The organism is Nocardiopsis sp. B62 (genome assembly GCF_018070675.1).
In the GTDB taxonomy this organism is placed as follows: domain Bacteria; phylum Actinomycetota; class Actinomycetes; order Streptosporangiales; family Streptosporangiaceae; genus Nocardiopsis; species Nocardiopsis prasina.
This window is the reverse complement of sequence record NZ_JAGPXK010000001.1, coordinates 69512-81125: the sequence shown is the minus strand read 5'-3', so window position 1 is coordinate 81125 and position 11614 is coordinate 69512. Positions and strand designations below refer to the sequence as shown.

Here is an 11614-nt window from a genome sequence, read left to right as displayed (position 1 = left end):
ACCCCGCACGACTAGTCCTGATTGGTACCTCTCCTATGGCCGATCGCTTCCCCCCACACCTCGACATGGACACTCCGAGCATCGCGCGGATGTACGACTACCTGTTGGGAGGGAAAGACAACTTCGAGGCGGACCGCAAGGCCTGCGAGACGTTGGCCGAGGGCATCCCCGAACTGGTCGCCTTCGCCCGCGACAACAGGGCGTTCCTGGGCCGGGCCGTCGAGACGGTGAGCTCCCGGGGGGTGGAGCAGTTCCTCGACCTCGGGGCCGGACTGCCCACGGGGGAGAACACCCACCAGGTGGCGCAGGCGATCAACCCGGGGGCGCGCGTCCTCTACGTGGACCACGACCCCATCGTGCTCGCCCACGGCCGGGCCCTGGTCACCGACAGCGCCGGGACGGCGTTCCTGGGAGCGGACGTCCGGGACGTCGACGACATCCTGAACTCCTCCGAGGCGGAGGGGCTGATCGACCCGGACCTTCCGGTCTGCGTCATGCTGGTCTCCCTGCTGCACTGCCTGCCGGACGAGAGCGACCCCTTCGGCATGGTGCGCGGCCTGGTGGACCGGCTCGCCCCGGGTTCCTGCGTGATCTTCTCCCACATCGTCTCGGACGACCACGCGGCGGGGGCGTGGATGACCGAGAAGATCCTTTCCTTCGGCACCCCCTGGGGTCGGGTGCGCGCCCCCGAGGAGGTGACCACGGTCTTCGACGGGCTGGAGTTGGTCAGTCCCTGGACGGACGGGCGCGACCAGGGCCCACGGGCGGTGGACTGCGCCACCTGGCGCCACCCCGAGCGCGACCCGCTCCGGCGCCCTGACGACGCCGACACCAAGCGGTGGGAGATGGCCGGGGTCGCCTTCAAACACTGATCCGGCGGGGCGTCAGTCCCTGAGCGACCCGTCGACCTCGGACTTCGACACCGCCTCAGTCATCCGCCCGAAGGTCCCCTGCTGCGCGACCTCCCGTGCCGCTGCCAGAGCGCCGGACAGCGCGGACCTCGACAGCCCCGAGCCGAGGCTGATCCGCCGGGCGCCCAGGGCACCCAGCTCCGCCACGGACATCCCCGCCGCCGCCCCGGAGGCGAGCACGTTGACCGGGCGCTCCACCGAGGAGCACACGGCTCGGATGGCCTCGGCGTCCGGCAACCCGGGTGCGAACAGGACGTCGGCCCCGGCCTCCTCGAAGGCCCTGAGCCGACGAATGGTGTCCGCCAGGTCCCGTCTGCCGTGGAGGAAGTTCTCCGCGCGGGCGGTCAGCGTGAACGGGAAGGGCAGGGTCCGTGCCGCCTCCACGGCCGCACGGACCCGCTCGACTGCCAGCTCGAACCCGTGGATCGGGGCGTGGGGGTCGGCGGTGGTGTCCTCCACCGAACCCCCCACGATCCCCGTGGCACCGGCCTCCACGATGGTGCGGGCCACTTCCTCGGGGGCCTGCCCGAACCCGTCCTCGAGGTCTGCCGAGACCGGCAGGTCCGTGGCGGCCGCGATCACCGAGGCGTTGCGCAGGGTCTCCTCGCGCGAGACCAGTCCGGCGCCGTCCGCCCTTCCCAGCCCGTGCGCGAGCCCCGCGCTGGTGGTGGCCAGCGCCGCGAAGCCGAGCCCGCCCAGCAGCCGCGCCGACCCGGCGTCCCAGGCGTTGGCGATCACGAAGGGCTCCGGCCCCCTGTGCAGCTCGCGCAGCCGTTCGCCCCGAGCCGTCAGTTCCTGTGCGCTGTGGTCCATACGGTCCCTTGTACATCAGGCCACCGACGGAACGGGGCGGGGATGTGCGCCGGGCCGTTCTGACGGCGGCCCTCACTCCGTGCCGTTCACTCCGTCGGATCCTCGTCGAGGACTCCCTGAGCGATCGCGAACGCCTTGTTCGCGGCCGGGACACCGCAGTAGACCGCGGTCTGGAGGAGGACCTCGCCGATCTCGTCCGGGGTCAGACCGTTGCGCAGGGCGGCCCGCACGTGCATGGCCAGCTCGTCCCAGTGCCCCTGGGCGACCATGGCGGTGAGCACCATGCAGCTGCGGGTGCGCCGGTCCAGTCCGGGCCGGGTCCACACCTCACCCCACGCGTAACGGGTGATGAGGTCCTGGAAGGGCTCGGTGAAGGCGGTCCTGCGGGCCTCGGCCCGGTCCACGTGGGCGTCCCCGAGGACGGCGCGACGCACCCGTGTCCCGGCTCCGCGTCGGTCGGCCTCGGCCAGGTGCTGTGTGATGAGCGTGTTGACGCGGGCCGCGTGCGTCCACGACAGAAGGTGGGCGGCGCCCTCCAGCACCACGAACCGGGCCCCGGGCACCCGCTCCGCGATGAGCGCGGCGTGGCCCTCGGGCGGGGTGGAGGGGTCCTCGGCCCCGGCCAAGACCAGTGTGGGCGCGGTGATCCGGTGCAGGTCGTCGCGGACGTCGTGGTGCTCGATGGCGCCGCAGCATCCCGCGTAGCCCTCGTCCGGGGTGTCGACGATCTGGTCGCGCAGGAGTGTGACGTCGTGGGGGTGCTCGGAGGCGAAGGCCGGGGTGAACCACCGTTGCACCACCCCGTCGGCCAGGGCGGTGGTGCCCTGGTCCCTGGCCATGGCGGCCCGGTCACGCCAGTTCTGGGCGGGGCCCATGTGGGGGGAGGTGGCCATCAACACGAGGCTGTCGACGCGCTCGGGCGCGTGGATGGCCAGCCACTGGCCGACCATGCCGCCGATGGACAGGCCCGCGAAGTGGGCGCGCCCGATCCCGAGCCGGTCGAGCAGGGCCACGACGTCGCCGCCCAGGTCGGCCATGCTGTAGGGGCCCTCCGGCGCGGGTGACTCCCCGTGTCCGCGCAGGTCCACGCGGATCACCCGGAAGACGGCGGAGAGCGCTTCGACCTGTGGCTCCCACATCCGCCCGGTGGTGCCGAGGGACCCGGCCAGCACCAGCGGCGGTGCGTCCGCCGGTCCGCTCACGACGTGGTGGAGGTCAACGCTCATCGGTTCCTTCTTCGTTGTCGGTGGGGTCCGTCCGGCCGGTCCTACCCGTCACCCGGTCGGCGAACACCGGTGCGGCGCCAAGGTAGTCGGCGGGGTCGAGCAGCGAGCTGATCCGGTCGCGGGTGCGCAGGCCGTGGAGGTGTTCGGCCAGGACCTCCACCGGGTCGCGGCCCTCGTCCACGGCGGCCCGGCAGGCGGTGGTGACGCGCTGGTGGGCCTCCAGGCGGCCGAGTTCGGGGGTCAGGTCCGCGGTGAGTCGTTCGCTGAGGGCCAGCCCGCCGGTGAGGTCGAGGTTGGCGGCCATGCGGTCCGGGTGCACGCGGAGGCGTTCGACGCTCACGCGCAGCCAGGAGACGGCGGAGCCGGTGCGCCGGAGCAGGTCGGTCAGGGGCAGCCACTCGGCGTGCCAGGCCCCCGCCGCGCGTTGGTGCTCCTGGATCTGCGCCGCGAACAGGGTGGCCACGAGGCCGGGTGTCTGGCGGGCGGCGGCCAGCGCGCTGACGGCGGCGACCGGGTTGCGCTTGTGCGGCATGGTGGAGGAACCGCCCACACCGCTTCCGCCCTCCTCGGAGACCTCGCCGACCTCGGTCTGGGCCAGCAGCACGATGTCCTGGGCGACGTTCCCGGCCGCGCCGCTCACCCGGCCGAGCGCGGCGGCGATCTCGGCGATCCGTCCGCGTTCGGTGTGCCAGGGCAGGAGGGGTTCGGGCAGGTCGAGGCGGGCGGCGAAGGCGGACGCCACCGCCGGGCCGTGCGGGTGCAGTGAGGCGAGGGTGCCCACGGCTCCGCCGAGCTGGGCGGCCAGGTGGTGGTCCAGCACGTGGTCGAGGCGGTCGGCCGCACCGGCCAGTCCGGACGTCCAGCTCGCGGCGACGGCGCCGAAGGTGGTGGGCAGGGCCTGTTGGAGCAGGGTCCGGCCGGGCGCGGGGGTGGCGCGGTGGCGGTGGGACAGGGATCGCAGGTCCCCCGTGAGTGCGGCCAGTTCGGTGCGCAGGGCGGTCCCGGCCCGGCGGACCAGGAGCATGGCCGCGGTGTCCATGACGTCCTGGCTGGTGGCCCCCTGGTGGACGTGCCGGGCGGCGTCGGGATGGGTCGCGCGCACGTTCTGGGTGAGCCGTGCGACCAGCGGGATGACCGGGTTGCCGCCGGCCGCCGCAGCCCTGCCGAGGTCGGCCGGGTCGTAGCGGTCGGCCACACACGCGGCGGCGACGGCCTCGGCCCGCTCCGCAGTGATGAGGCCGGTGTCGGCCAGGGCTCGGGCCAGGGCGGCCTCGGTGTCGAGCAGGGCCCGGAGCCAGGCGGTGTCGTCGGTGAGCGGCCCGAGGGGGCCGTGGTTGAGGACACCGTCGAACAGGCCGGTCATGGTGGTCCCTCACTGGGTCGGGTGGGGTTGCGGAGCGGGTCGGGGCCGACGGGGCGGCGGGGAGCTCGGGTCAGACGTCGAAGAAGACCGTCTCCCCCTCGCCCTGGAGGCGGATGTCGAAGCGGTAGCCGCCCTCCTCCCGGCTGGCGACGAGGGTGGCTCGGTCAGCGGGGTCGGTCACGGAGCGCAGGACGGGGTCGGCCGCGTTGGCCGCCTCCTCCTCGGGAAAGTACAGGCGGGTGACCACCCGGTGCAGCATGCCGCGCGCGAAGACGGAGATGTCGACGTGGGGCGCCTGCTCGCCACCGGGCCCCGGAACGGATCCGGGCTTGAGGGTGAGGATCTCGTAGGAGCCCGCCGCGTCGGTGGGGCAGCGACCGAACCCCCGGAAGCCGGGCAGGGAGCGGGCGCCGCGCGGGTCGTCCGGGTGGTCGAACCGCCCGTGCGGGTCAGCCTGCCAGGTCTCGACCAGGGCGTCGGTGACCGGGGCGCCCGCACCGTCGTACACGGTGCCGCGCAGTCGGACGGCGCCGGGCGTGCCCTCGGCGACGGCGAAGGGGCCGTCCGGCCAGGGCAGGCCGATGTGCAGGTAGGGGCCGACGGTCTGGGACGGGGTGGTGGGCACCTGGTCGGCGGTGGGTCGGGTGGTCATTCGTCGTCCTCCAGGACCTCTTCCTCGGACTCGAACGGGGTCTGGTCGCGTCCGCGCAGCACGATGTCCCACCGGTAGGCCAGGGCCCACTCGGGTTGGGTGGAGTCGTGGTCGTAGCGGGCCAGCATGCGCTCGCGGGCCCGATCGTCGGGGACCGACTGCCACATGGGGTCCTGGAAGAACAGGGGGTCGTCGGGGAAGTACATCTGGGTGACCAGCCGCTGGGTGAAGGCCCGTCCGAACAGCGAGAAGTGGATGTGGGCGGGGCGCCAGGCGTTCTGGTGGTTCTTCCAGGGGTAGGCGCCGGGCCGCACGGTGACGAACCTGTAGCGTCCCTCCGCGTCGGTGAGGACACGCCCCACACCGGAGAAGTTCGGGTCGAGCGGGGCGGGCCAGTTGTCACCGGTGTGGCGGTAGCGTCCGGCGGCGTTGGCCTGCCAGACCTCCACGAGGCTGTGCGGCACGGGGAGGCCGTCGCTGTCACGGACCTGACCGTGGACGATGATGCGCTGGCCCTGGGGTTCGCCGTCGTGCTGGCGGGTGAGGTCGTGGTCGTGGGCGCCGAGGCGGTCCTCGCCCAGGACGGGTGAGGTGATCTCGGTGAGCGTGTGCGGCAGCAGGGTGAGCGGGCGCTGGGGATGGCGCAGCGCGGTGCTCCCGTAACCGGGGTAGTCCAGGGGCGGGTGGGAGCCGTGGTCGCGGACGTATCCGCGCGGGTGCGACCCGGACCCGTCGGAGGTGGTGGGCATGCGGTCCTTCCTTTCGGAGCGGGCCCCGGGGGGACGGCCGGGTCCCGGGGCCTCCAGCGGCGAGGGGGTGGGTCCGTGAACGGGTGGTTCAGGCGGCGCCGGTCAGGGAGCGGACCACGGAGAGTTCGGTGTCGGTGGGTGCGGGAGTGCGGACGAGGTCGTCGGACACCCGCAGGTCCCAGCCGGTGGCCTCCTGGACCTGCGGGAGTTCCACACCCGGGTGCAGTCCCACCAGGGTGAGCTCGCGTGTGGTGGGGTCGGGTTCGAGGACCCCGAGATCGGTGATGACCCTAACCGGCCCCGCCCCGGTCAGTCCGAGCCGCTCGCGATCACCCGGGCCCGATCCGTGGCCCACCGAGGTCACGAAGTCCACCCTCTCCACGAACGCGCGGCGGCTGTGACGCATGATCACGATGACCTCGCGGCAGGAGGCGGCGATCTCGGGGGCGCCGCCCGCTCCGGGCAGGCGCACCTTCGGGTCCGCGTAGTCGCCGATGACGGTGGTGTTGATGTTGGCGAACCGGTCGATCTGCGCGGCGCCGAGGAACCCGGCGTCGATGCGCCCGGCCTGGAGCCAGTAGTTGAAGACCTCGGGGACCGAGACCACCGTGTCGGCGGTGTCGGCCAGGATCCCGTCCCCGATGGAGAGCGGCAGGTGGTCGGGGGAGGCGCCCAGGGTGCCGGACTCGTAGATCATCCACAGGTCGGGGGCGTGCGTTCGACTGGCCACGTTCGCGGCGGTGCTGGGCAGGCCGATACCGACGAAACAGGCCATCCCGTCGCGCAGCGAACGCGCGGCGGTGACGGTCATGATCTCGTCGGAGGTCCAGGTCACGGTGGTCACGCGCCTCTCCCAGCGGGCTCGGTGTCGCTGTCCGGGGACTCGGGCGACGGGGTGGCGGGAGGGGCGGAGCGGGGCTGTGAGCCCGCGGTGAGGTCGGCGAGCCAGGCGGTGAAGGCCTCGCGGTCGCGCCCGACCTCGTCCCAGGCACGGTAGGCGGCGTTGTCCCGCTCGTAGTAGCCGTGGGCGTAGGAGGGGGCGGCGCCGCCGGGAACGACGCTGACCGCGTCCACGACCCGGCTGGGCAGGATCACCTGGCCCGGGACGGGATCGAGGGTGTCCACGACCTCCTCCACCGTGACCAACACCCGGTCGGACGCCAGGGCGGCCTCCTTCTGGATTCCGGTGATGCCCCACAGCTGGACGTTGCCCCGGGTGTCCGCCCGCTGGGCGTGGATGACGGCGACGTCGGGGTTGAGCGCGGGCACAGCGGCCAGCTCCTGCCCGGTGAAGGGGCAGGTGATGGTCCTGATGTGAGGGTTGTGCTCGACCAGATCGGTACCGGCGTACCCGCGCATCACCGCGAACGGCAGGCCCGAGGCGCCCGCGACGTAGCGGTTGGCCATCCCCGCGTGACTGTGCTCCTCGATCTCCAGCGGGACCGGCCAGGAGCGGGTGACCGCGTCACGGAAGCGGTGCAGCGAGCCGACGCCGGGGTTGCCGCCCCAGGAGAAGACCAGGCGACGCGCGCATCCGGCGCCGATGAGCTGGTCGTAGACGATGTCGGGCGTCATACGGACCAGGGTCAGGTCCCGCAGGCCCTGGCGGATGATCTCGTGCCCGGCGGCCACGGGGATGAGATGGGTGAACCCCTCCAGAGCGACGGTGTCGCCGTGATGGATGAGCTGCCGGACCGCCTCGTCCAGGGGCACGGCCATGGCGACCCTCCGGTTCGTATAGCGAATTGATGTTCACACTGCGAACAATTGGGAATGACGTTAGCGCCGATCACAGGAAGGGTCAAGGCTCGTCCCAGCTGTTCGGTATGAGAACATCGCGATGACCGTGACCCGAAGCGGCGCGACCGCCACTTCCGCACCCGGACCTGGAAGGCCCCATGACCACCGAAGACGCCCCCGAACGCGGCGCACACTTCGTGCAGTCCCTGGAGCGGGGGCTCATGGTCGTCCGCGCCTTCTCGGCCGAGCGTCCGTCGATGACCCTGAGCGAGGTCGCGCGCGTCACCGACCTCACCCGGGCCGCGGCCCGCCGCTTCCTGCTGACCCTGGGTGACCTCGGGTACGTGCGCACCGACGGCCGGATGTTCGCCCTCACCCCGCGCGTGCTGGAGCTGGGGTACGCCTACGTGGCCTCCGCCGGGCTGCCCGACGTGGCCCAGCCGCACCTGGAGGACCTGTCCGCCAAGGTCCGCGAGTCAGCCTCGGTGTCGGTCCTGGAGGGGGACGACGTCCTCTACGTCGCCCGAGTGGCGACCTCGCGGATCATGGCCGTGTCCATCGCCGTGGGCACCCGTTTCCCCGCCTCCACCACGTCCATGGGCAGGGTGTTGCTGGCGGGCTACGGCGACTCCGAGCTCGACGCCTACCTGGACCGGGTCGAGCTGAGGCCGCTGACCCGCTTCACCCTCACCAGCTCCGCCGCCCTGAGGACCGAGATCCTGCGCGTGCGCGAGCAGGGGTACGCGATCGTCGACCAGGAACTGGAGGAGGGGCTGCGCTCACTGGCCGCGCCGATCCGCGACGCCAGCGGCCGCGTCATCGCCGCGACCAACGTGTCCGCGCACGCCAACCGCTCCTCCATCGAGGACGTGCGACGCGACCTGCTCCCCGCCCTGTTGGAGACCACCGCGCGCATCGAGGCCGACCTCGCCTCCGTGGCCCGGCGCGACGCCGCGCACTGACCCCCGGACACGGCTCCGCGGCCCGACCAGGACGGGGTCGGGCCGCGGAGTTCCCCTGTGGGTTCAGGCCGCCAGCGCGAGCAGCTGGGGGACGGTCAGGACCGCCACGTAGAAGCCCATGAACTGCACACCGCTGTGCATGTTGAACATCTTGCCGAAGAGTCCGCCGACCAGGCCCACGGTGAGGGTCACGCCCACCGCGAGCAGACCGCCCTCGTACAGGCAGATCACCAGGATCAGCCCGGCGAAGGCGCCGATGATCGCCTCGTGCGAGATCCGGCGCATGACGAACGACGCCGCCCGGTGCGCGTAGGTCATCGCGAACGGGTAGGCGATGACGGAGGCGATGATCACGCCCAGCAGTCCGTAGACCAGGAACTCGCCGCTGGACATCAGGTCGTGCAGGTTGTGCGTCTCGCCGGTCTCGGTGTTGACCGTGTGCACCGGCGGCGCGTTGAACAGCGGCGCGGCCGGTCCGGCGGCCATCGGCGAGAGCGGCAGCCCCAGCGCGATCAGCGGGATCAGCGTCTCGGCGATGTAGGTGGACTCGGTGGTGCCGTTGCGCACCGACATCACCGTCGTGAGCCGGTGGTACCCGTTCTTGATCCGGGCACCGACGATCTCGCCCATGAGCACCGTCATGGCCACCGGGGAGAACACGAACGTCGCGCTGGAGACTCCGGCGGCGGCGCTCGTGTACGCGACCTGCTTGCGGTCCAGCACCTTGAGCGGGTTGGGCAGGCGCCCGGACCAGGTCCGGGTGTCGGGGGCCAGGTCGAAGCGGCGACGGGCGCGGCGCCGCAGCGTGGCCCGGCCCGAGGGCGCCAGCGACAGGAACAGGTCAGCGATCAGCGGCCCGGTGGCGATGCCCAGGAAGAAGCTGATGGTCAGCGTCCCCCCGGTCGTCTGGGACACGAAGGCCTGCATGCCCACGACGAGCAGGACGAACGGCACCAGGGCGAGTACCGCCGCCAGCCTCCCCTTGGACGTGTAGGCGATGAGCACGGCCGCGACCACGAAGATCCACGGCGCCGCCTCGCCGATGGCGTCGGCGAAGGGGCTCAGCGCCCACGCGAACAGCACGGCCAGGGGCACCGACAGGAAGGCGGCGATCACGCCGCCCGAGATCGCCTTGCGCAGCGCGATGTGCGGCACCCCGAGCTCACGGAGCAGCTGGGCGTCCCTGAGCATGGGCACGGCGAGGGTGTCGCCGGGGATGCCCAACAGGGCCGTGGGGATGGCGTGGGTGATGTGCTTGGCGACGATCCCCGCCATGAAGAAGGTGAACACTCCGGCGGGCGGAACTCCGAGCAGCACCACCAGCAGGGTCAGCGGCGCGATCGTGGCCGTCTCGTCGGTGTAGGAGGCCAGGCCGATGAAGGCGAAGACCACGGCGCCGATCAGGCCCATGCCCAGGGCCCATGAGGCGTCGGTCAGCAGTTCGGGACTCACGGGTTCTGCTCCTCGCCGCGGCGGCGGTGCTGCGCCAGCAGGTCGTCGAAGAGTCCGAGCGCACGCAGTTCCCTCTGCACGGGTTCGGACAGTTCGGTGGGGTCGCCGAGCGGGCCGTAGTCGGCCTCGACGGCGTCCATGGCGGCCCGCCTGCTCTGCTCGGTGGGTGCGTGTTCGGTGACCACGCGCTTGGGCGGGAACAGCAGCGCCCCGCCGAACCCGGCCAGCAGACAGCCGACGAGTCCGACCAGGAGGGCGTAGGTCCCGGCGACGGTCTGGTCGTCGACCAGGCGGGAGAACAGCAGTTCGGCCCCCAGGTACAGGGGCACGGTCAGACCGATGCCCAGGGCGATCGCCCAGATCGTGTGGCGGGAGTCGACGGTGTCGCCCCAGATCTCCAGGAGGCGGCCGCCGTCCTCCTCCTGCTCCGTCGTGGGTTCGGTCATCATCGTCCCCTCAGCTGGCCGAGGACCGCCTCGGCCCGGTCCTGCCGGATGGCCTTCTCCTGGACGAGGACGGCCACGACGCGGTCCACCTCGTCGCCGCTCGCTCCGGCGGCGACCGCGATGTTCCTGGCGTGCAGCGACATGTGGCCGCGCTGGATGCCCTCGCCCGCGAGGGCGCGCACCGCGGCGATGTTCTGGGCCAGCCCCACGGCGGTGATGAGCTCACCGAGCTCCGTGGCGTCGGCGACCCCGGTGAGGGCGACGGCGGCCTGGGCGGCCGGGTGGGTGCGGGTCGCGCCGCCGACCAGGCCCACGGGGGTGGGCAGTTCGAGCGTGGCCACGACGTTGCCGTCGGCGTCGCGCTCGAAGGTGGACAGCGAGGTGTAGCGACCCTCGGCGTCGACGGCGTGGGAGTGGGCCCCGGCCTCGACCGCTCGGGTGTCGTTGCCGGTGGCCAGCACGACGGCGGAGACACCGTTCATGATGCCCTTGTTGTGGGTGGCGGCGCGGTAGGGGTCGGCGGCGGCCAGGCGGTAACCATGGATCATGTCGGTGGCGATGGCCTCGCCCCCGAGGGCCTCGGTGTCCAGGACGGCCCGCGCGCGGGTGAGCCGCAGGTCAGCCTTGTTGGTGAGGATACGCAGGACCGGACGGCCCCCGGCGGCCTCGGCCAGGCGGGGCGCCACCGCCTCGGCCATGGTGTTGACCGCGTTGGCCCCCATGGCGTCGCGCACGTCGACCACCAGGTGGGCCACGACGTAGGTCTCCTCGAACGCCCTGACCGTGCGCACGGTGAGGTCACGCACGCCACCGCCGACCTCGACGAGTCGGGGGTCCTGTTCGTTGGCCAGTGCCACGAGTTCGGCGCGGGCCTCCAGGACGCGCAGGCGGGCGGCCTCGGGGTCGGCCACGTCCACGACCTGGATCTGCGCCTGCATCACCGGGCCGGTCGAGCTCGTGCTGAACCCGCCCCGGACCCGGGCGATGCGGGCGGCGTTGCTGGCGGCGGCCACCACCGAGGGCTCCTCGGTGGCCATCGGAACGAGGACGTCGCGTCCGTTGACCGTGAAGTTGGTGGCGACGCCGACCGGGACGCCCATCACGCCGACGGCGTTCTCGATCATGTGGTCGGCCGCCGCCACGCTCAAGCCGTGCTGGTCGAGGGCGTCGAACACGGTCGCGTCCAGGCCGCTGACGGAGGCCAGGCTCGCGCGCCGCTCCTGGACGCTGAGGGAACGGAAACCGGACAACCTGCTGGTTTGCACCACGTGTGGATTCACTCCTGAGGGAAGGGGCGCCC

The 11614-nt window shown here is 72.4% G+C and carries 12 protein-coding genes; 2 read left to right on the top strand and 10 right to left on the bottom strand.

Annotated elements, in window-relative coordinates; genetic code table 11:
- The first annotated feature begins 35 nt into the window (after positions 1-35).
- A complete protein-coding gene (locus tag KBX21_RS00390; RefSeq protein WP_049574226.1) occupies positions 36-872 on the top strand; it encodes an SAM-dependent methyltransferase in 837 nt (278 codons plus the stop codon).
- Positions 873-884: 12 nt separating this feature from the next.
- On the opposite strand, the gene KBX21_RS00385 is transcribed toward KBX21_RS00390, so the two are convergent.
- From KBX21_RS00385 to KBX21_RS00355, 7 genes are all read right to left on the bottom strand, one after another.
- Positions 885-1724 carry an oxaloacetate decarboxylase gene (locus KBX21_RS00385; protein WP_210840626.1) on the bottom strand — a complete coding sequence of 280 codons (840 nt, stop codon included), beginning with the start codon at positions 1722-1724 and terminating at the stop codon, positions 885-887.
- 86 nt (positions 1725-1810) lie between these two features.
- Positions 1811-2950 (bottom strand): 3-oxoadipate enol-lactonase, encoded by a 1140-nt coding sequence (gene pcaD / locus KBX21_RS00380; protein ID WP_210840625.1) that lies wholly within the window; start codon positions 2948-2950, stop codon positions 1811-1813.
- The gene (pcaB, locus tag KBX21_RS00375) at positions 2940-4313 is read right to left on the bottom strand and encodes a 3-carboxy-cis,cis-muconate cycloisomerase (protein ID WP_210840624.1); all 1374 of its coding nucleotides are present in this window, start codon (positions 4311-4313) and stop codon (positions 2940-2942) included. Before pcaB ends, pcaD begins: the two co-directional genes overlap by 11 nt.
- 70 nt (positions 4314-4383) lie before the next feature.
- Complete coding sequence (gene pcaG, locus KBX21_RS00370) at positions 4384-4965, bottom strand: protocatechuate 3,4-dioxygenase subunit alpha (RefSeq protein WP_210840623.1); 582 nt, start codon at positions 4963-4965, stop codon at positions 4384-4386.
- Entirely contained in the window at positions 4962-5714 is a 753-nt protein-coding gene (pcaH, locus tag KBX21_RS00365; protein ID WP_210840622.1) for a protocatechuate 3,4-dioxygenase subunit beta, read from the bottom strand. Before pcaH ends, pcaG begins: the two co-directional genes overlap by 4 nt.
- Before the next feature lie 88 nt (positions 5715-5802).
- A complete protein-coding gene (locus KBX21_RS00360) occupies positions 5803-6558 on the bottom strand; it encodes a CoA-transferase subunit beta (protein WP_210840621.1) in 756 nt (251 codons plus the stop codon).
- A complete protein-coding gene (locus KBX21_RS00355; RefSeq protein ID WP_049574204.1) occupies positions 6555-7433 on the bottom strand; it encodes a CoA transferase subunit A in 879 nt (292 codons plus the stop codon). The genes KBX21_RS00360 and KBX21_RS00355 overlap by 4 nt, the downstream gene beginning before the upstream one ends.
- 179 nt (positions 7434-7612) lie before the next feature.
- Between KBX21_RS00355 and KBX21_RS00350 the strand changes: the two genes are divergently transcribed.
- The gene (locus KBX21_RS00350; RefSeq protein ID WP_210840620.1) at positions 7613-8416 is read left to right on the top strand and encodes an IclR family transcriptional regulator C-terminal domain-containing protein; all 804 of its coding nucleotides are present in this window, start codon (positions 7613-7615) and stop codon (positions 8414-8416) included.
- 63 nt (positions 8417-8479) lie between these two features.
- Here KBX21_RS00350 and KBX21_RS00345 read toward each other — a convergent pair whose 3' ends face one another.
- From KBX21_RS00345 to KBX21_RS00335, 3 genes are read right to left on the bottom strand one after another with little or no spacing between them, the layout of a single operon-like run.
- On the bottom strand, positions 8480-9868 hold the full coding sequence (locus KBX21_RS00345; RefSeq protein ID WP_049574200.1) for a tripartite tricarboxylate transporter permease: 1389 nt from the start codon (positions 9866-9868) through the stop codon (positions 8480-8482).
- On the bottom strand, positions 9865-10314 hold the full coding sequence (locus KBX21_RS00340; RefSeq protein ID WP_210840619.1) for a hypothetical protein: 450 nt from the start codon (positions 10312-10314) through the stop codon (positions 9865-9867). Before KBX21_RS00340 ends, KBX21_RS00345 begins: the two co-directional genes overlap by 4 nt.
- Positions 10314-11582, bottom strand: a complete 1269-nt coding sequence (locus KBX21_RS00335; protein WP_210840618.1) for a hydroxymethylglutaryl-CoA reductase, degradative — start codon at positions 11580-11582, stop codon at positions 10314-10316. The genes KBX21_RS00340 and KBX21_RS00335 overlap by 1 nt, the downstream gene beginning before the upstream one ends.
- Positions 11583-11614 lie beyond the last annotated feature (32 nt).